Genomic DNA, 18,926 nt, shown 5'->3' on the forward strand with positions numbered 1-18,926 from the left:
ACTGAGGACGGGCAGTACGACGCTGGAGGTCACCTTGTCAGAGTCCCCGGACCGCCGGTACGGCCCCGCGCCCCTGCCGCAGCCCCGTGGGCCGGTGTCGGCGGCCCTGCTGGACGCGCTGCGGCGGGCGCCGCACGACCTTCCGGCGGGGCTCGGCGCCGGGCTCGCCCCCGCCGACGCCCTCACCGACGAGGACCTCCAGCTCACCCTCTTCTGCTGCTACGAGCTGCACTACCGGGGCTGGCAGGGTGTCGACGAGGACTGGGAGTGGCAGCCGTCCCTGCTCGCGCTGCGCGCGTACGCCGAACGGCACTTCGAGGCGGCGTTGCGCGCGCTGGTGGGACCCCTGCCGGCGGCGCTGCCCGGCGGGGTGCCGGCGGCCCTGGCCGACGTGGTCGCCGCCGACGACGGGCCGTCGCTCGCCGGCCACCTGCAACGCCGGGCGTCGCTGGCCCAGTTCCGGGAGTTCGTCACGCACCGCTCGATCTACCACCTGCGCGAGGCCGATCCGCACAGCTGGGCACTGCCGCGCCTCGGCGGGCCGGCGAAGGCCGCCCTGGTGGAGATCCAGATGGACGAGTACGGCAACGGGCGCCTCGACCGGATGCACGCCGAGCTGTTCCGGGTCACCCTGGCCGAGCTGGGGCTGGACACCGGCTATGCCGCCCACCTGGACGCCGTGCCGGCGGTCACCCTGGCCACCAACAACCTGATGTCGCTGTTCGGGTTGCACCGGCGGCTGCGCGGGGCGCTGCTCGGGCACCTCGCCGCGTACGAGATGACCTCCTCGCTGCCGAACCGCCGGTACGGCAACGGGCTGCGCCGCCTGGGCCTGGGCGAGGCGGCCACGCGCTTCTACGACGAGCACGTCGAGGCCGACGCGGTGCACGAGCAGATCGCCGCGTACGACCTGTGCGGCGGGCTGGTCCGGGTGGAGCCGGCGCTCGCCCCGGACGTCCTCTTCGGCGCCGCCGCCGCGCTGGCGGTGGACCGGCTCTTCGCCGCGCACCTGCTGGACGCCTGGGCTGCCGGCCGCACCTCCCTGCGCGCCACCGCCGCACCGATCCGCATCGACCTGCGCGACCGCCCGCGCCCCGGCGGCAGACCCGCCGCCGTAGCCTGACCCACCCTTCCCCCGCCCCGCCCCGCCCGTCGTGCGGGCCGTGGATCATGCAGTTGTGGCGCCCCGCAGAAGCCTCGAAACATCAGCTTCCGCCCACCAGAAGTGCATGATCGACGCGGCCGGCCACCGGGGCGCGGCAGGGGCGGGGGCGCGGGGTGGGTCAGGGGGTTTCGCGGGTGGGGGCGGCGCGGAAGTTGACGGCCTTGTGGGTGCCGTCGCAGAACGGCTTGAGCGCCGACTTCCCGCAGCGGCACAGGGCCACCGTGCCCCGCCGCGCGTCGATGGTCTCCCCGTCGGGGGTGACCAGGGCGAAGTCGCCCCGGACCAGCAGCGGCCCGTCCTGGTAGGGGGTGATGGTGGCCGCCGCGGGAGTGTCGTCGTCGGTGCGCATGGGCGCTGAAGTGCCCCTTGCTCCGGCCCTGAAACCCCTGCTCACCGGCGTGCCGTCGCGGTGGGTGACCGGCGTCGTCACCCGGTTCGGCGGTTCGGCGGCGGCCCGCCCGGGATCTTCTGATTGCTCCCGCCCGGTGGGGGATGCCCCGTTTGAACCCCATCGGGACGGGAAGCCGGGCCGCGTGGTGAGCGAACGAGGCAAGGTGGAGCCGGGGCCCAAGGTGCGCAAGGGGCTCACGGCCGACGGTGCCGGGCTGGCGGGCGACCGGGTGGTGGCCGCCGGCAGCGCCGCGCGGGTCCTGGTGGCCGCCACCGCCCGGGCGCTGCGCGGCACCGACTGCGCCGACCTCGGGCACCCGGGACACCCGGGGCCGCTGTCGCGGTTCGTCGGCGCGCCCGAACCGGTGCGCCGGGCGGCGGTGATCCGGGCGGCCGGCCGGGTGGCGCTCACCCCCGGACAGACCGCCGAGGTCGACGCGGGCCGGGTCGCCCGTTGGTTCGCCGAGCAGTACCCGCGCCGCCGATACCCGGGTGTCCTGGTCGGCTCCCCGCACGGCGCGGCCGCGCACCTGGCGATGGCGCTCGGCGTGCCCTGGCTGCCGGCCGGGTTCGAGATGACCGTGCACTGGGCGCAGGGCGCCGTCGACCGGCCGCAGGCCGCCCTGGACCACGGCGCCGCGCTCACCGCCCGTCTCCTCGGCGGCAACGCCGACCTGCACGTACGCCAGGTGCACTGCCCCGCGAGCCGGGGCGCGCTGGCCGGCGCCACGGTGTCGCTGGCGGCCCGGTGGCGGTCCCTGCCGGCCGCGTACGCGCGGTTCCTGGCCGACCGGCTGGAGCCCGGCGCCCCGGTGCTGCTGCTGCGCGACGCCCGCACCTGGCCGGTGTTCGACTCCGCCCCGGGGCACAGCTTCCAGGTCGGCTGCCCGGGCAGCGGCCTCGACCCGGTCGACTTCCACCCGGACAGCCACGCCCTGCGCCAGGTGCTCCGCTCGGCCGGCGGGGACGGCGCGCACTGGGAGCCGCCGGAGGTGGCCTCGCCGCCCGAGCCAGCGGAACACGGCGTGGAGTCCGGTTTCGAGGCCGGCGTCCAGGAGTGGACCGGCGGGCACGGGCATCCGCTGCACCGGGTCCTCGTGCCGCGGCCGGAGGCGCTCAGCGCCGCGACCGCCGACCTGTACCGGCGCTGGCTGCGCGCGGCCGGCAAGACCGGCGACCGGCTGGTGGTGGAGTGCGGCCGGCTGCTCGACCCGTGGCAGGTGGTGCGGGCCGGGATGGTGCCGTACTGGTGCGAGAACGCCACCCGGCGCAGCGTGGAGGCGGTGGAGTGGTGGCTCGCCGGGAGCGAGCCGTTCAGCTCGGTGGACGTGCTGCCCGAGCCGCCCGGCCTGCGGTCGCCGGCGCTGGCCGGGCTGCCCCAGTGGCTGGCCGTCGCCGGCTTCGGGCGCCGCCGGCGGGCGCTGGACCGCACCTCGGCGCGCGGCTACCCGGTCACCTCGGTGCCCACCCGCCGGGCGACGGAGGTGCTGCGGGCGCAGCCGTACGACCTGCCGACGCCGCCGCCGATGACCGTCCCCGAGGCCCTCGCGGCGCTGCGCGACGGTGGCTCCCACCAGGGGTTACTCGTCTGTTGAGGCGGCCCTTTCGAAACATCCTCGCGAACCCCGCGTCCCGTGGTTGAGTACCTACGGAGCGGGAACACCGCTGGCTGCGACGGCCTGATCACGCCGTCCGGCGTGGCGCCGTCGCCCGCTGACATCCCAGTCATGTGACCCATTTTCCGGCCCGGGCGTGGTGCGACCACGCGCGCGCACGACCGGTTTCCTGAATCCGGGCGGGGGACCTTCCTGAGGGAGGCGCGGATGTTCGGACAGACCACCACGACCACACCACCTCCGACCGATCGGGGCCTGGAGGACCTCGACGCGGCCGCACTGGCGTACGCGGCGCGGATCGAGGGCCTACCGCCCGAACGACGCCAGGAGGCACGTGACGACCTCGTCCGGTTCGCCCTGCCGTTCGCGGGCCGGCTGGCCCGCCGCTACCGGGGGCGGGGCGAGCCGCTGGAGGACCTGGAGCAGGTCGCCCGGCTTGGCCTGGTCAACGCCGTCGACCGGTACGACCCGGAGCGGGGCTCCTTCACCGCGTACGCGGCCATCACCATCGTCGGGGAGATCAAGCGGCACTTCCGCGACCGCACCTGGGGCGTGCACGTGCCGCGCCGGCTGCGTGACCTGATCCTGGAGGTCGGGCAGGCCACCTCCGCACTGACCAGCGAGCTGTCCCGGGCCCCGACGGTAGCCGAGTTGGCGGAACGGCTGGAGACCCCGCAGGAGGAGGTCCTCGCCGCGCTGGAGTCGGCCGCCGGCTACAGCCCGGCCTCGCTGAACGCCCCCGTCGGCGGGGAGAGCTCGGCGGAGTTCGGCGACCTGGTCGGCGAGTCCGACAACGCGCTGGAGTCCGTCGACGACCGGGTGACGGTCAGCGGGCTGCTGCACCGGCTGCCGTGGCGGGAGCGGCGCATCCTGGCCATGCGCTTCTACGGCAACCAGACCCAGGCGGAGATCGCCGCCCGCTTCGGCATCTCCCAGATGCACGTCTCCCGGCTGCTGTCGCGGGCGCTGACCTGGCTGCGCCAGGCGATGCTGGCCGACGCCCCGCCGCCGTGGCAGAACGGGACCGCCGAGTCGTCCGAGCCGGCGAAGACGAGGATCTCGGTGCGGCACAACGGCGACCGGGTGGTCGTGGAGGTCGGCGGGGAGGTCGACCGGGACGGCGCGGACCAGCTCCGCCGGGCGATGCTGGAGGCGGTGACCGGGCAGCCCGCCGAGGTGGTGGTCGACCTGGTGGGCGCCGGTGGCTTTGACGCCGGCGGCATCGCCGCGCTGATGGCGGGCCGCGAGGCCGCCGCCCGCACGGGCGTACCGCTGCGGCTGACCCGCGTCCAGCCGGCCGTGCGCCGCTCACTCACGGCGGCGGGCCTGGCGGCGGCCCGCGAGGGCTGAGACCACGTCGCGCAGAAGGGCCGGCACCCCGCGGGTGCCGGCCCTCTCGCGTACGCCCGCTCAGCGCTCGGGCGTGTCGCCGGGCCCGCGCGGATGCCGCCAGCGCTCCCTGGCCGGCGGCTCCCGGTCGGCGCCGGGGCGGGTCTCCTCCGGCTCGTCGGTCTGCTCGAAGCTGGGCCGCCGGATGTCGTCCGGCTCGGGCACGTCCACGGGCCGGGCCCCGGACTGCGCCGCGGGCTGGTACGCGGCGGCCTCCCGCGCGCCGTGCGCCCCCTCGGCGGCCGGCGCCTCGGGCACGTGCTTCTCGCGGTGCAGCTCGTCGCGGAGCTCCTGCGGCGGCTTGGTGCTGCGCTGGGGCAGGTCCCGACCGAGGTCGGCGACGAGCGGGCCGTACTTGGCGTCGAAGGCGGGCCGCTCCGAGCGGATGCGGGGCATCCGGTCGAAGTTGCGCAGGGGCGGCGGGCAGGTGGTGGCCCACTCCAGGGAGTTGCCGAAGCCCCACGGGTCGTCGACGTTCACCATCGCCCCGTAGCGCCAGGACTTCCAGGCGTTCCAGATGAAGAAGAGGGTGGACGCGCCGAGCACGAAGGCGGAGATGCTGGAGAAGGTGTTCAGCGCGGTGAACCCGTCGCTGGGCAGGTAGTCGGCGTACCGGCGGGGCATGCCCTCGTTGCCCAGCCAGTGCTGGACGAGGAAGGTGCCGTGGAAGCCGAGGAACATGGTCCAGAAGTGGGCCTTGCCGAGCCGCTCGTCGAGCAGCCGCCCGGTCATCTTCGGCCACCAGAAGTAGAAGCCGCCGAAGAGCGCGAAGACCACGGTGCCGAACAGCACGTAGTGGAAGTGCCCGACGACGAAGTACGTGTCGTGCGTGTGCCAGTCCGCCGGCGGGCTGGCCAGCAGCACCCCGGTGAGGCCGCCGAAGAGGAAGGTGACCAGGAAGCCGATCGCGAAGAGCATCGGCGTCTCGAAGGTGATCTGCCCCTTCCACATGGTGCCGATCCAGTTGAAGAACTTCACCCCGGTGGGCACCGCGATCAGGTAGCTCAGGATGCTGAAGAACGGCAGCAGCACCTGGCCGGTGGCGAACATGTGGTGGGCCCACACCGTCATCGACAGCACGGTGATCGCGATGGTGGCCAGCACGAGGCCGGTGTATCCGAAGATCGGCTTGCGGGAGAAGACCGGGATGATCTCGGTGATGATGCCGAAGAACGGGATCGCGATGATGTAGACCTCGGGATGGCCGAAGAACCAGAACAGGTGCTGGTAGAGCATCGGGCCGGCGGTTCCCGGGTCGTACACGTGGGCGTTGAGCAGCCGGTCCGCCGAGAGCGCCATCAGCGCGGCGGCGAGCAGCGGGAACACCAGGATCACCAGCACGCTGGTGAAGAGCATGTTCCAGGTGAAGATCGGCATCCGGAACATGGTCATGCCGGGCGCGCGCAGGGTGAGGATCGTGGTGATCAGGTTGACGGCGCCGAGGATGGTGCCCAGCCCCGAGATCACCAAACCGATCACCCACATGTTGGCGCCGACGCCGGGGGAGTGCTCCTGGCTGCTCAGCGGCGAGTACGCGGTCCAGCCGAAGTCGGCGGAGCCGCCCGGGGTGAGGAAGCCCCCGAGCACCATCAGGCCGCCGAACAGGTAGAGCCAGTACGCGAGGGCGTTGAGCCGGGGGAACGACACGTCGGGGGCGCCGATCTGGATCGGCACGATGTAGTTGGCGAACCCGAACGCCGCGGGGGTGGCGAACAGCAGCAGCATGACCGCGCCGTGCGAGGTGAAGAGCTGGTTGTACTGCTCGGCGGAGAGGAACTGCAAGTTGGGCCGGGCCAGTTCGGCGCGCATCAGCATCGCCTGGATCCCGGCGACCAGGAAGAAGCCGAACGAGGTCAGCAGGTAGAGCAGGCCGATCTGCTTGTGGTCGGTGGTGGCCAGGAACCGGGTCAGTTTGCCGCCGGGAAGCGCCTTGCGCAGCGGCCCGGGGTAGCCACCGAAGCGTGCCGGCGCCAGGATCGCCGGTCCTCGGTCGCGTGGTTCCGTGGTTACCCGCTTGGGCATGTGACTCTCACCCCGCCAGACGACAGATAGGACGGCGCGGCTACCCGCCCCTCATCCCATGAAACCAGGCGACAGCGGTTATTCAGGCGAGAGTGGTAAATTCGGTCAATTCGCGGGCAGTATGGCCCAGACGACCTTTCCGTCGCCGGCCGGCGCGCTGCCCCACCGCTGGGCCGTCTCGCGCACGAGCATCAGCCCTCGGCCGCCCTCGGCCCGCAGGTCGCCGGCGCCGGTCCGGACCGAGGTCCGGCTGCCGTCGGCGACCACCAGGTGCAGGTACGGCCGACACAGGGTCAGCGTCACCTGCATCGGCGTGCCGGCGTGCCGGACGACGTTGCCGACCAGTTCGCTGAGCACCAGCGACGCCGGCCCGACGGTCTCCGGCAGGTTCCAGCGGGCGCACGCGTCGGTGACCAGCTCCCGCGCCCGCCGGCAGGCCTCCGCCACCGGTTCGAGCCGGGCCCGCAGCCGGGGCGCCGCCGCCGCGTTCGCCACCCGGGTCGCCTCGCCGCAGTCGCGGCGCACGGGCACCACCCGGCAGGCGGTCGACTGGGCCAGCCAGGTCGCCGCCTCGCCCGGCGGGGCGCACAGCACGACGGGCACCGCCGGCCAGCCGGCCGCCCGACGGGCGACGGCGGCGAAGACCGAGAGGGCGAGACGGTCACGGACGGTGATGTCGGTGAGGTCGACCACGAGCGCGTCAGGCTGGCTGGCGAGGCAGCCGTCCAGCGCGTCGTGCACCGTGCGCATCGTGCCGAGGTCGAGGTCGCCATGGAGGCGTACGACGGTCACCGGCGACTCGTCGTGCACCTCACAGGTGATCCGGCTCGGCATCGTGCCCTCGTTTCGCGTCGTCGGGAATCTGCGAACTACCCGGCCGCGTGGAGGGTCAAACCGGACCGGCCGGGGCGTCCCCGCCCCGGCCGGTCACGGTGCGTCACCGGCGGGTCCGGTCCCGCGTGGTCAGGATGCCGAGCGCGATCATGCCCAGGCCCAGGAACAGGTGCAGCCAGTTGTCGGCGTTGTTGACCGGGATGAAGTTGGCCGCGCTGTCGTGGTCGATCACCAGGCCGTAGAGCCAGAGCACCAGGTAGATCGCGCCGCCGCCGACCAGGTACGTCCGCGCGCCCGTGACGGTGCGGGCCAGCAGCAGCCCCGCCACCCCGAAGAGCAGGTGGACGATGTTGTGCAGCACCGAGACCTGGAACAGGCCGAGCAGCTTGGATTCGGAGTCGTGCCCGGCGAAGCGCAGGTCGCCGAAGTTGCTGGTGATGCCCGGCACGAAGCCGAGCACGCCGACCAGGAGGAAGACCACCGCCACGGCGGTGGCGGCCCGCCGGACGGGAGCCCTGCCGTCGGCCGGGTTGTGCCGGGCGCGGGAGCGCGCCATGGGACCGGTCACCGCCGTCTCCTCACTGTGCGAGAACGCTGAGTGGATCGCGCCTTCCCGCTGCTCCAGCCGTCAAACCCCACCGCCGGGGGAGCGCCCCGACCCACGCGCCCCGGCACGCGAGCGGGGCCGGCCCACCGTGACGGCGGGCCGGCCCCGGGACGCGGATCGCCGGTCAGGCCGGTTGCAGGCGCGGGGCGGCGGCGAGCTGGCGGACCCGCTCGTAGAGGCCCACGTACTTCTCGGCCATCACCGCGGGGGTGAAGCGGACGGCGGCCTCGCGCCGGCACTCGTCCGGATCCAGCAGGCCGGCGGCCAGCAGCAGGTCGCCCAGCTCCTCTTCGTCGGTGGTGAGCAGGCCGGTGCGGCCGTGCTCGATCAGCTCGGGCAGGCAGCCCCGGGCGGTGGCCACCACCGGCGTGCCCAGGGCCAGCGACTCGACCACCGCCGTGCCGCCCGGCTCCTCCCAGCGCAGCGGGAACAGCGAGGCCCGGGCGCCGGCCAGCAGGTCGTCGCGTTCCTGCCCGGCCACGGTGCCCACCCAGCGGACCAGGTCACCGTCGACGTGCGGCGCCACCTCGTCGTAGAAGAACCGGACGTCCGGGTTCTGCCGGGCCTCGTCCCCGGCGGCGGCCAGGTCCTCCGGCCGGTGGTACGGGCCGACGGGCCCGGCGAGCACCAGCGGCACCCCCACCCGCCGGGCGAGGCGCGCGCCCACGTCCTGGCCCTTGCCCGGGTTGATCCGGCCCAGGATGATCAGGTAGTCGCCCTTCTCCGCCCGGGGCCGACGGTCCGCGTCGACGGCGAGCGGGGTGGACAGGTGCACGTGGCCCACCGAGTGCTCCCGCAACGCCCGGGGCGCGCGGGCCAGCTGCGAGGCGGACACCCCGTTGACCCGGACCCGGTCGCCGCCGTCGACGTTGCCGTAGAGCGCCGGGTGCTTGGCCAGGTCCCAGTGCAGCGTGTGCAGGGCCGGCGGGGCGTCCGGGCCCATCGCGGCGAGCGTCGCCAGGCCGACCGCCTCCACGTGGTCGTGCACCAGGTCGATGTCGTCGCGCGAGTGCAGCGCGCGCACCACGCCGTTCAGGTGCGCCTGGGAGATGCCGCAGACCTGGTTGTACGGCCGTTGCAGGGCGTGGAACTGCCCGTCGGGGAAGACGGAGAACTTCTCGTCGACCGGCAGCGTGCTGCTGTCGACCGACGCGAGCACCACCCGTACGCCGAGGCGGCGCAGCTCCGGCACCAGCGTCGCGATCACGTTCTCGATGCCGCCGTAGCCGGGCGGCGGCACGGACAGCCACGGACCGGCGTTCATCAGGACGGTGAGGCTCATGCGGGATTCCTTCCCTCGGCGGGGGCCTGGGCCGTCCGCGCCCGGTCGTTCACGGTCACGGGGGGTCGCGTGTTCACGCCGCGGCGACCCGTCGGCGGGGGATCCGGTGCCGCAGCTCGGCCAGGGGCGGCCGCTCCTCGACGGAGACGTCGCTGACGACGATCTCCCGGTCCAGGTTCGGCAGGGCGTCCGAGCCGCCGCGCCGGAACTGGGTCAGCAGGGCGGCGGGCAGCGCGCCCGGTGCCGCCCAGCCGCGCCGCTGCAACCGCGACCAGGCGGTGAGCATGATCTGGGCCGACATCCGGCCCAGCGCGGCGGTGTCCTGGTGGCGGTGCTTGCGCTCGCCCAGGTCCACCTGGGCCAGCGCGTCCAACCCGACCAGCTCGAGCAGGTCGATGAGCATCGCCGTCTCGACCCCGTAGCCGGAGACGAACGGCACCCGTTCCAGCACCTCCCGGCGGCCGGCGTACTCACCGGCGAGGGGCTGCACGAAGCCCGCCAGCTCGGGCCAGAACAGGTTCAGCATCGGCCGGGCCATCAGCTCCGTCACCCGCCCGCCGCCGTCGGCCTCCACGCTCGACGCCCCGACCAGCGGGCGGTGGTAGAAGCCCTTCACGAAGTCCACCGAGGGATCGGTCAGCAGGGGACCGATCAGCCCGGTGACGAAGTGCGGGCGGAACTCGCGCAGGTCGGCGTCGATGAACGCCACCACGTCGCCCTCGGCCGCGGCCAGCCCCGCCCAGAGCGCGTCGCCCTTGCCGGTGAGCCGGGGCAGGCCCCGGGTCATCGCGTCCTGGCTGACCACCTCCGCGCCGGCGGCGCGGGCCACGCTGGCGGTGCGGTCGGTGGACCGGGAGTCCACCACGATCAGCTCGTCGACGAGCGCCACCCGTTCCATCAGGTGCTCGCGGATCGTCGACACGATCGCGCCGACCGTCGCCTCCTCGTTGCGGGCCGGCAGGACCACGCTGACCCTGCTGTCGCCCTTGGCGCGGATCAGGCGCCGCGCCGGCCAGTCACCCGCCGACGTGGTGCGGTAGGTGGCCCACGCCTCCACCACCGGTGACACCATCGTTTCCGTGTTCCGCACAGGCACCCCCAGATCGTGGCGGAAAGAAACCTTCCCTGTTTTTCCCACTACCGCGCTCGCGCTAACCGCAGCATGCCTAACAGCTTGATCACGGCGGTGACGTGACCGGGTTCCGCCCTGGTGAACGTTTGGTTGCGCGCACGCGGGGGGAGTGCAGTCGCCGAACGCGAAACTGTGGCGAAGGGGCTTCACATGCGCACGTGCCGGGTGGGACTGGTTGGGGCCGGCGGGGTGGCGCAACGCCATGCCCGGGTGTTGGGCGGGTTCGCGGACGTGGAACTGCTCGGGGTGACCGACGTGGTGCCGGAGGCGGCGGCGGAACTGGCGGACGCGCACGGCGCCCGGACCTTCGGCGACGTCGGGGAACTGCTGGCCGCCGGCCCGGACGCGGTCTACGTCTGCGTGCCGCCGTTCGCCCACGGGCCGGCCGAGGAGGCGGTCGTCGCGGCCGGGGTGCCGATGTTCGTCGAGAAGCCGGTCGCCGTCGACCTGGTGACCGCCGAGCGCATCGCCGACCTGGTGGCCGGGCGGGGGCTGCTCACCGGCGTCGGGCACCACTGGCGGTACCTGCCGGTGGTGCAGCAGGCCCGGGAACTGCTCGGCGACCGTCCGGTGCGGATGGTCAGCGGCGCGTGGTGGGACAAGGTGCCCCCGGTGGCCTGGTGGTCGCGGCGGGACCGCTCCGGCGGCCCGGTGGTCGAGCAGGCCGCCCACGTGCTGGACCTCATCCGGTGCCTGGTCGGCGAGGCCACCGAGGTCACCGCGTACGGCAACGGCACCCCGCCGCCCGTCGACGGCGCCGACATCGACTCGGTGACCACCGCGACGCTGCGCTTCGCCGACGGCGCGGTCGGCACGCTCACCGCCGCCTGCGTACTCGGCTGGAAGCACCGCGCCGGACTGGAGATCCTCGCCGACGGGCTGGCCCTCTCGCTCAGCGAGGACGGCCTCGTCGTGCGCGACGCCGACGGGGAACGCCGCTTCGACGCCGACCCCGAGGCCGCCCGGGTGGCTGTGGACCGGGCCTTCGTCGACGCGGTCCGGGGCGTCGGCGACGACGTCCGCGTCCCGTACGCCGAGGCGCTGCGCACCCAGCGGCTCGCCCTCGCGGTCGCCGACTCCGCCCGCACCGGCCGGCCCGTACGGCTGGACACGCCCGTCGCCGCACCGCTCGCCACGGGGGTGACCGTCGATGCGTGACCACGTCGTGGTGGTCAGCGGCCCGGGCCGGGTGGAGCTGGTCGAACAGGACGCCGCCGAGCTGACCGACGGCACGTTCCGGGTCGAGACGCTGTTCAGCGGCGTCTCCGCGGGCACCGAACTCAGCTACGTCAAGGGCACCAACCCCTACCTCAACGTCACCTGGAACGCCGACCTCGGGCTCTTCCAGCCGGGCGCGGCCAGCACCCCGTACCCGGTGACCCGGCTGGGCTACATGCAGGTCGGCCGGGTGGTGGAGAGCCGTACGCCCGCCGTCGCCGTGGGCACCGTCGGCGCGATGACGTACGGCCACCGCACCGGCTGGGTCGCCGACCCGGTCGCCGAGCGGTTCGTGCCGCTGCCCGAGGACCTCGACCCGCTGCTCGGCGTCTACGTCGCGCACATGGGTCCGATCTGCGCCAACGGGGTGCTGCACGCCGCCGCCGACCTGCACGGCGCCGACGTGCGGTCGCTGGGCGACGGGGTGCGGGGCCGCCGGGTCGCGGTCGTCGGCAGCGGGGTGGTGGCCCTGCTCACCGCCCTGTTCGCCAAGCGGCACGGCGCCGCCTCGGTGGTGGTGCTCGACCCCACCCCGCAGCGGCGGGCCGTCGCCGAGGCGCTGGGCCTGGAGACCCTCGACCCGGAGGCCGACGACCCGGCGGTGGTGCTCAAGACCCGCTGGGCACACGGACCCGGCGACCGGGGCGCCGACGTGGTGTTCCAGTGCCGGGGACAGGCGTGGGCGTTGCAGCTCGCCCTGCGCCTGCTGCGCCCCCAGGGCACGGTCGTCGACCTGGCCTTCTACCAGGCCGGCGCGGACGAGGTCCGGTTCGGCGAGGAGTTCCACCACAACGGACTGTCGCTGCGGTGCGCGCAGATCGGCCGGGTACCGCGTGGGCTCGCCCCCACCTGGGACCGGGAGCGCCTCTCCGCCGAGACGATCGACCTGCTGCGCGCGTACGGGGACGTGATCCGCAAGCACCTCGTCTCGGCGGTGGTGCCGTTCGAGCAGGCCCCGGCCCTGCTGACCGACCTCGCCGAGCGGCGCCGCCAGGAGCTCCAGGTGGTGCTGACCGTCTGAGGTCCCGCGTCGCCCCCCGGGCGGGTGGCGCGGCCCGATACCGTGCCAGCCATGACCGCCGCCGCTCCCGTGACGACCGCCGACGACTCCGCGCCCACCGCCGCCGGCGGTCCGGACGGGAGCGTGGACGACCGGCGGGTCGGCCTGGCCGCCCTGCTGCCGTACCTGCGCGCCCACCGCGGCACCCTCGCCGTGGTGGGCGCGCTGTCGTTGGCCGGCGCGGCGGCGTCACTGGCACAGCCGCTGCTCACCCGCTCGGTGCTGGACGGGCTCTCCGGCAGCCGATCGGTGGGCGGCCTGGTCGCGGCGCTGGTCGCCCTGGTGCTGGTGGCCGCGGCGATCGGCGGGGTGCGGGACTACCTGCTGCAACGTACCGCGGAGGGGGTCGTGCTGGGCACCCGGCGGCGGCTGGCCGGCCACCTGTTGCGGCTGCCGATCGCCGAGTACGACCGCCGCCGCACCGGCGACCTGCTCTCCCGCGTCGGCTCGGACACCACCCTGCTGCGCGCGGTGGTCACCTCCGGCCTGTTCGAGGTCGTCACCGGCGCCGTGATGGTGCTCGGCGCGGGGGGCGCGATGGTCCTGCTCGACCCGGTGCTGTTCGGGGTGACCCTGCTCGGGGTGGCCGCCGGCATCGGCATCGCCGTCGCCTTCGCCCACCGGGTGCGGGGCCTGGCCCGCGCCGCCCAGGAACGCGTCGGCGAGATGACCTCGGCGGTGGAACGCGCCATCTCCGCCGCCCGGACGATCCGGGCGGCGCGGGCGGAGCGGCGCGAGGCGGACGCGATCGGCGTCAGCGCCGCGCGGGCGTACGCGGCGGGCCTGCGGGTGGCCCGGGTGCAGGCGTTCGTCGGCCCGGCCAGCAGCGTCACCATCCAGGGGGCGTTCCTGCTGGTCCTCGGGGTGGGCGGGGCGCGGGTGGCGGCGGGCGCGATCACCGTCGGCGACCTGGTCGCCTTCATCATGTTCCTGTTCTTCCTGGTCCTTCCGCTCGGGCAGGCGGTGCACGCCTACACCCAGTTGCAGACCGGGCTGGGCGCGCTCCAGCGCATCGAGGAGATGCTCGCCGTGCCGGTCGAGGGGGCCGCCGACCGGCCCGCGCCCGTCCCGGCCCGGGCGCTGCCCGGCGGGGCCCCGGCGTCCGTCGAGTTCGACCGGGTGGGCTTCGGCTACCCCGGTGGCCCGCCGGTGCTGCACGAGGTGAGCTTCACCGTGCCGGCCGGCACCCGCACCGCCCTGGTCGGCCCGTCGGGCGCCGGGAAGTCGACGCTGCTGGCGCTGGTCGAGCGCTTCTACGAGGTCACCGGGGGCGCGCTGCGCATCGACGGGGTCGACGTGCGGGACCTGCCCCGCGACGCGCTGCGCGCCCGGATCGGCTACGTCGAGCAGTCCGCGCCCGTGCTGGCCGGCACGCTGCGGGAGAACCTCCTGATCAGCGCGCCGGAGGCCACCGAGGCCCGGCTGCGCGCGGTGCTCGACGAGGTCAACCTCGGCCACCTCGCCGAGCGCGCCCCCGAGGGGCTGAACGTGCAGGTGGGCGAGGGCGGGGTGCTGCTCTCCGGCGGCGAGCGGCAGCGGCTGGCGATCGCCCGCGCCCTGCTGGCCGGCCCGCCGGTGCTGCTGCTCGACGAGCCGACCAGCAACCTCGACGCCCGCAACGAGGCCGCGCTGCGCCGGGCCATCGACGCGGTGGCCGCCCGGCGCACCCTGCTGATCGTGGCGCACCGCCTCTCCACCGTCGTCGACGCCGACCAGATCGTGGTGCTCGACGGCGGCCGGGTGGCGGCCACCGGCACCCACGACGAGCTGACCGGGACCAGCCCGCTCTACCGTGAGCTGGCCACGCACCAGCTCCTGGTGAGCTGAGCGGTCCACGCCCGCGACCCGCCCGGCGACGACACCCGCGCGGCGGCGCGCCGGGCGGGCCGCCAACACCGGCTCCGGTCGCGTACCGTTGCCGCTCATGGGTGTGTCGCAACGCTTGAAGACCAGGTTCCGCCGGTTCCTCCAGCGCCCGGGGACGACGGTCGACCTGGGGCCGCTGGAGAAGCTGCTGCCGGCCGTCGAGGCGCGCGAGGACGAGCTGTCGGCGCTCGACGACGCCGAGCTGACCGAGGCCGCCGGCAAGGCCACGGGCTACGAGGAGATCTGCGCGATCGGCCGCGAGGCCGCCCGCCGCGGCCTCGACCAGCGGCCGTACGACGTGCAGCTGCTGGGCGCGATGGCGCTGCTCTCGGGCAAGGTCGCCGAGATGGCCACCGGTGAGGGCAAGACGCTCACCGCGACCATCGCCGCCTACGGGCACGTCCGGCTGGGCAACGGCCCGGTGCACGTGCTCACCGTCAACGACTACCTGGCCCGGCGCGACGCCCTCTGGATGGAGCCGGTCTACAAGCTGCTCGGCCTGAGCGTCGGCTGGGTCAACGAGGCGTCCACCCCGCAGGAGCGGCGCGACGCGTACGCCTGCGACGTCACCTACGTCTCGGTCAGCGAGGCCGGCTTCGACTACCTGCGCGACCAGCTCGTCACGGACGTGGAGGACCGGGTGCAGCCGCCGCTGCGCACGGCGATCGTCGACGAGGCCGACTCGATCCTCATCGACGAGGCCCGGGTGCCGATGGTCCTCGCCGGCTCGGTCGCCGGCGAGCAGGACCCGGTGCACGCCGCCGCCGCGCAGGTGCGGGGCCTGCGCAAGGGCAAGCACTACACGGTGGCCGAGGACGGCCGCAGCGTCGCCTTCACCGCCGCCGGCCTGGCCGCCGTCGAGGCCAAGCTCGGCATCGACCTGTACGACGAGGAGCACGTCGCGCAGCTGTCCGCCGTGAACGTGGCGCTGCACGCGCACGCCCTGCTGCACCGCGACGTCGACTACATCGTCCGCGACGGCTCCGTCGAGCTGATCGACGAGATGCGGGGCCGGGTCGCCCAGCGTCGCCGCTGGCCGGACGGGCTCCAGGCGGCCGTGGAGGCCAAGGAGGGCCTCGACGCCACCGCCGAGGGCGAGGTGCTCGGCACGATCGCCGTGCAGGCGTACATCGCGCTCTACCCCAAGGTGTGCGGCATGACGGCGACCGCGGTGCTGGTCGGCGACCAGCTCCGCGAGTTCTTCGGCCTCGAGGTGGCGGTGATCCCGCCGAACACCCCGTGCGTGCGCGAGGACGAGCCGGACCGCATCTACGCCACCCGGGCCGAGAAGGAGGAGGCGCTGGTCGACGAGATCAAGCGCCACCACGAGCGCGGGCGGCCGGTGCTGGTCGGCACCCTGGACGTGAAGGAGTCCGAGGGGCTGGCGGCCGGCCTGAACGCCATCGGGGTGCCCTGCGTGGTGCTCAACGCGAAGAACGACGACGAGGAGGCGACGATCATCGCCGAGGCCGGCGCGTACGGCGCGGTGACCGTCTCCACCCAGATGGCCGGCCGGGGCGTCGACATCCGCCTCGGCGGCAGCGACCAGGCCGACCGGGACCGGGTCGCCGAGCTGGGCGGCCTCTACGTGATCGGCAGCGGCCGGCACGACAGCCGGCGCGTCGACGACCAGCTGCGCGGCCGGGCCGGGCGGCAGGGCGACCCGGGCGGCTCGGTCTTCTTCGTCAGCCTGGAGGACGACCTGGTCGCCCGGCACGCCGGCGACGCCGTCCCCGCCTCGCCCCGGATGAACGCCGACGGCCTGGTCACCGACGACCAGGTCGAGTACGCCGTCGAGCACGCCCAGCGGGTCGCCGAGGGCGTCAACCACGAGATCCACCGCAACACCTGGCGCTACAGCGTCGTCATCGAGCAGCAGCGCAAGGCCCTCGCGGAGCGCCGGGAACGGCTGCTGACCAGCGACGTGGCGGCGCTGATGCTGCTGGACCGGGTGCCGGAGAAGGCCGGCGAGATGGACGAGGACCTGCTCGCCCGGGTCGCCCGCTCGATCGCCCTCTACCACCTCGACCGGCTCTGGACGGACCACCTCGCGGAGCTCTCCGAGGTACGCGAGGGCGTGCACCTGCGCGCCCTGGGTCGGCTCGACCCGCTGGACGAGTTCCACCGGGCGGCGGTGCCGGCGTTCAACAACCTGATCCCGGAGATCGAGCGGCGGACGATCGAGACCTTCGAGGAGACCGAGTTCACCGACGACTGGGAGCCGGACGAGGCGAAGCTGGTGCGGCCGAGCGCGACCTGGACGTACCTCGTGCACGACAACCCGTTCGGCTCGGAGCTGGACCGGTTGATCGCCTCGGTGGGGCGGCGGCTCAGCTCTGCGTCGCGCTGACGCTCCGGGCCCCTTCCGGCGCCTCCGGGTGCCGCAAGGGGCCCCCTTTTGCGCCGTTTCAATCCCGGTTTGCGAGGGTAGTAGGCCGGGTCCGAGGAGTCGGGAGAGACCAGACGATGGAACACGTGACGGCGCCGGTCGGCCGTGCGGGAGCACGCGCCGGGACGGTGGGGGCTGTGGAGCGGTGAACCTGGAGATGTGGGACCCGGCGGTGGAGCGGCTCGGTGTCCTGGAGACCGCCGCCCTGCTGCGCGAGCTGACGGCCGCGCTGATCGCGGTCGAGGACTTCGACGAGGCGCTGGACGCGCTGGTGCGTACCGCCCGCGGGGCGGTGGCCAGCGTGAGCTGGTGCGGCTTCACCGCGCTGCGCGCCGGCGAACCGGCGGGGGTGGCCGCGTCCGACGCGCGCCTGGCGGGGCTGGACGACCTGCGGCACGGCCCCGACTCGCCGGCGATGGACGCGATCCGGCGGCGGGAGATGATCCTCTCCGACCGGCTGGACCGCGAGGCGCGCTGGCCGTCCTGGACGCCGCGGGCCCGGGAGCTGGGCGTGCACGGGGTGATCTCCGCGCCGGTCGACGTCGACGAACAGGTGATCGGGGCGATCAACCTGTACGCCGGCGCCGCCGACCTGCTCACCCCGGGCCACCAGCTCACCGCGATGCTGCTCGCCGAGCACGCCGGGCTGCTCCTCGCGGCGGTCCGCGACCGGGCGCGCAAGGCGGCCGAGGCCGGGGAGCTGGACCCCTCGGTGCTCGGCGACGGGGTGATCGGGCAGGCGATCGGCGTGATCATGACCCAGCGCGGCTGCCCGGCCGGCGAGGCGCTCGACGTGCTGCGCAGCGCGGCGTCGTCGCTGGACATCCCGCTGCGGGAGGTGGCCGACCGGCTGGTCGCCACCGTGTCGCGCCCCCGGGACAACTGAGCCCTCCAGCCGTCCGGGGGCCGGGGTGGCACCGGGGTCCTCCGTGGCCGGTGTGACGACCGGGACCTGCGTGACGGAGGTGGCCGGCGGGCCGCGTGTCGTTTCGGCGTGCGGGCGCCCGGGTAGCACCCTGGACTGGTGACGTGTGCCTACCTGGGGAGGAACCATGCAGAGCCGGCTGCGGGTGCAGGGGCACCCGATCCAACCGATGCTGGTGACGTTCCCGTTCGGGCTCTTCGTGAGCGCGACCGTGTTCGACCTGACCGACGTGCTCGGCGGGCCGGCCTTCCTCGGTGAGGTGGGCTACTGGACGTCCGTGGCAGCGCTGGTCGCCGCCGCGCTGACCGCCGTGGCCGGCATGATCGACCTGTGGGACGTGCCGGTCGACCGGACCCGCCGCACGGCGGTCACCTTCAACCTGGTGAACGTGGCGATGGCCGCGCTGTTCCTGATCGCCTGCCTCGTCCGCGCGGACGCGCCGCAGCGGGGCGCCTCCGTCGTGCTGCTGCTCACCGAGCTGGTGGCCCTGGGCATCGGCGCCGTCGGCGTCGCGCTGGGCGCCCGGCTGGTCCGCCGCTTCGACGCCGGTCGCCGGGCCGAGCCCACCACCTTCGACGCGTTCTCCAGCGCCTCCGACTCCACCGTAGACCTGGCCCACCACCGCCCCTGACCGCCCGGCCTGGCCGCCCCGCCCCGCCCGCCCCGCCCCGGCGGCGCCGATCATGCAGCTGTGGTGGCCGGTTGAGGCCTGTTCGCCCCTTTCGCGGGGCACCACTACTGCATGATCGACGAGGCCGAGGGCGAGGCTGAGGGCGGCTAGCGAGGCTGTGGGCGGCTAGGCCGTGTCTTCAAAGGTTCATAACCATTGGAGTAGCGCGGCGATGGTGACCGTGGCCCGGTAGGACGTGGCGGTCTTGTCGTAACGAGTCGCGACGCTGCGGCACTGCTTGAGCCGGTTGAAGCAGCGTTCGACGACGTTGCGCCGCTTGTAGAGCTGCTTGTCGAACGCTGGTGGCCGGCCGCCTCGGCTGCCTCGTCGGCGGCGGTTGGCTTGCTGGTCGGCGCGTTCG

The 18,926-nt window shown here is 74.3% G+C and carries 16 protein-coding genes; 9 read left to right on the plus strand and 7 right to left on the minus strand.

Going from position 1 to position 18,926, the window contains the following annotated elements:
* Positions 1-34: 34 nt before the first annotated feature.
* Positions 35-1,123, plus strand: a complete 1,089-nt coding sequence (locus RM555_RS02650; protein WP_311410257.1) for an iron-containing redox enzyme family protein — start codon at positions 35-37, stop codon at positions 1,121-1,123.
* Between the two features lie 160 nt (positions 1,124-1,283).
* Here the strand turns inward: RM555_RS02650 and RM555_RS02655 are convergent, their stop codons facing one another.
* Positions 1,284-1,514, minus strand: coding sequence for a CDGSH iron-sulfur domain-containing protein (locus RM555_RS02655; RefSeq protein ID WP_311410258.1), 231 nt, complete (start codon positions 1,512-1,514; stop codon positions 1,284-1,286).
* Between the two features lie 223 nt (positions 1,515-1,737).
* Here RM555_RS02655 and RM555_RS02660 point away from each other — a divergent pair, with 223 nt between their 5' ends.
* Both RM555_RS02660 and RM555_RS02665 read left to right on the plus strand, forming a co-directional pair.
* Positions 1,738-3,150, plus strand: a complete 1,413-nt coding sequence (locus RM555_RS02660) for a hypothetical protein (RefSeq protein WP_311410278.1) — start codon at positions 1,738-1,740, stop codon at positions 3,148-3,150.
* Positions 3,151-3,378: 228 nt separating this feature from the next.
* A complete protein-coding gene (locus tag RM555_RS02665) occupies positions 3,379-4,521 on the plus strand; it encodes a SigB/SigF/SigG family RNA polymerase sigma factor (RefSeq protein ID WP_311410259.1) in 1,143 nt (380 codons plus the stop codon).
* A 60-nt stretch (positions 4,522-4,581) separates the two neighbouring features.
* Here the strand turns inward: RM555_RS02665 and ctaD are convergent, their stop codons facing one another.
* The 5 genes from ctaD to RM555_RS02690 form a co-directional block, all read right to left on the minus strand.
* A complete protein-coding gene (gene ctaD, locus RM555_RS02670; protein ID WP_311410260.1) occupies positions 4,582-6,582 on the minus strand; it encodes an aa3-type cytochrome oxidase subunit I in 2,001 nt (666 codons plus the stop codon).
* Between the two features lie 105 nt (positions 6,583-6,687).
* The gene (locus tag RM555_RS02675) at positions 6,688-7,416 is read right to left on the minus strand and encodes an ATP-binding protein (RefSeq protein ID WP_311410261.1); all 729 of its coding nucleotides are present in this window, start codon (positions 7,414-7,416) and stop codon (positions 6,688-6,690) included.
* 103 nt (positions 7,417-7,519) lie between these two features.
* The gene (locus tag RM555_RS02680; protein WP_132238116.1) at positions 7,520-7,972 is read right to left on the minus strand and encodes a DUF4383 domain-containing protein; all 453 of its coding nucleotides are present in this window, start codon (positions 7,970-7,972) and stop codon (positions 7,520-7,522) included.
* Positions 7,973-8,147: 175 nt separating this feature from the next.
* Positions 8,148-9,305, minus strand: a complete 1,158-nt coding sequence (locus tag RM555_RS02685) for a glycosyltransferase (RefSeq protein ID WP_311410262.1) — start codon at positions 9,303-9,305, stop codon at positions 8,148-8,150.
* Positions 9,306-9,378: 73 nt separating this feature from the next.
* A complete protein-coding gene (locus RM555_RS02690; protein WP_396888661.1) occupies positions 9,379-10,377 on the minus strand; it encodes a glucosyl-3-phosphoglycerate synthase in 999 nt (332 codons plus the stop codon).
* Between the two features lie 210 nt (positions 10,378-10,587).
* Here RM555_RS02690 and RM555_RS02695 point away from each other — a divergent pair, with 210 nt between their 5' ends.
* The 6 genes from RM555_RS02695 to RM555_RS02720 all read left to right on the plus strand — a co-directional run bounded on the left by RM555_RS02695 (position 10,588) and on the right by RM555_RS02720 (position 18,526).
* Positions 10,588-11,595 carry a Gfo/Idh/MocA family protein gene (locus RM555_RS02695; protein WP_311410264.1) on the plus strand — a complete coding sequence of 336 codons (1,008 nt, stop codon included), beginning with the start codon at positions 10,588-10,590 and terminating at the stop codon, positions 11,593-11,595.
* Positions 11,588-12,676 carry a zinc-dependent alcohol dehydrogenase gene (locus RM555_RS02700; RefSeq protein WP_311410265.1) on the plus strand — a complete coding sequence of 363 codons (1,089 nt, stop codon included), beginning with the start codon at positions 11,588-11,590 and terminating at the stop codon, positions 12,674-12,676. The genes RM555_RS02695 and RM555_RS02700 overlap by 8 nt, the downstream gene beginning before the upstream one ends.
* A 51-nt stretch (positions 12,677-12,727) precedes the next feature.
* A complete protein-coding gene (locus tag RM555_RS02705) occupies positions 12,728-14,542 on the plus strand; it encodes an ABC transporter ATP-binding protein (RefSeq protein ID WP_311410266.1) in 1,815 nt (604 codons plus the stop codon).
* A 97-nt stretch (positions 14,543-14,639) separates the two neighbouring features.
* A complete protein-coding gene (secA2, locus tag RM555_RS02710) occupies positions 14,640-16,931 on the plus strand; it encodes an accessory Sec system translocase SecA2 (RefSeq protein ID WP_311410267.1) in 2,292 nt (763 codons plus the stop codon).
* A gap of 184 nt (positions 16,932-17,115) precedes the next feature.
* Positions 17,116-17,856, plus strand: coding sequence for a GAF and ANTAR domain-containing protein (locus tag RM555_RS02715; RefSeq protein WP_311410268.1), 741 nt, complete (start codon positions 17,116-17,118; stop codon positions 17,854-17,856).
* A gap of 166 nt (positions 17,857-18,022) precedes the next feature.
* A complete protein-coding gene (locus RM555_RS02720; protein WP_311410269.1) occupies positions 18,023-18,526 on the plus strand; it encodes a DUF2231 domain-containing protein in 504 nt (167 codons plus the stop codon).
* 186 nt (positions 18,527-18,712) lie between these two features.
* Here the strand turns inward: RM555_RS02720 and RM555_RS02725 are convergent.
* Positions 18,713-18,926, minus strand: a 214-nt coding sequence (locus RM555_RS02725; protein WP_311410270.1) for a transposase, incomplete at its 5' end; no start/stop codon positions are given.

The organism is Micromonospora reichwaldensis, assembly GCF_031845925.1.
Classification (GTDB): Bacteria; Actinomycetota; Actinomycetes; order Mycobacteriales; family Micromonosporaceae; genus Micromonospora; species Micromonospora reichwaldensis.

What these genes read in the sequence shown, in the direction of transcription:
- RM555_RS02655 (WP_311410258.1), bottom strand. Translation starts at nt 1,514, where the DNA reads ATGCGCACCGACGACGACACTCCCGCGGCGGCCACCATCACCCCCTAC.
- RM555_RS02665 (WP_311410259.1), top strand. Translation starts at nt 3,379, where the DNA reads ATGTTCGGACAGACCACCACGACCACACCACCTCCGACCGATCGGGGC.
- ctaD (WP_311410260.1), bottom strand. Translation starts at nt 6,582, where the DNA reads ATGCCCAAGCGGGTAACCACGGAACCACGCGACCGAGGACCGGCGATC.
- RM555_RS02675 (WP_311410261.1), bottom strand. Translation starts at nt 7,416, where the DNA reads ATGCCGAGCCGGATCACCTGTGAGGTGCACGACGAGTCGCCGGTGACC.
- RM555_RS02680 (WP_132238116.1), bottom strand. Translation starts at nt 7,972, where the DNA reads ATGGCGCGCTCCCGCGCCCGGCACAACCCGGCCGACGGCAGGGCTCCC.
- RM555_RS02685 (WP_311410262.1), bottom strand. Translation starts at nt 9,305, where the DNA reads ATGAGCCTCACCGTCCTGATGAACGCCGGTCCGTGGCTGTCCGTGCCG.
- RM555_RS02690 (WP_396888661.1), bottom strand. Translation starts at nt 10,377, where the DNA reads ATGGTGTCACCGGTGGTGGAGGCGTGGGCCACCTACCGCACCACGTCG.
- RM555_RS02695 (WP_311410264.1), top strand. Translation starts at nt 10,588, where the DNA reads ATGCGCACGTGCCGGGTGGGACTGGTTGGGGCCGGCGGGGTGGCGCAA.
- RM555_RS02700 (WP_311410265.1), top strand. Translation starts at nt 11,588, where the DNA reads ATGCGTGACCACGTCGTGGTGGTCAGCGGCCCGGGCCGGGTGGAGCTG.
- RM555_RS02705 (WP_311410266.1), top strand. Translation starts at nt 12,728, where the DNA reads ATGACCGCCGCCGCTCCCGTGACGACCGCCGACGACTCCGCGCCCACC.
- secA2 (WP_311410267.1), top strand. Translation starts at nt 14,640, where the DNA reads ATGGGTGTGTCGCAACGCTTGAAGACCAGGTTCCGCCGGTTCCTCCAG.
- RM555_RS02720 (WP_311410269.1), top strand. Translation starts at nt 18,023, where the DNA reads ATGCAGAGCCGGCTGCGGGTGCAGGGGCACCCGATCCAACCGATGCTG.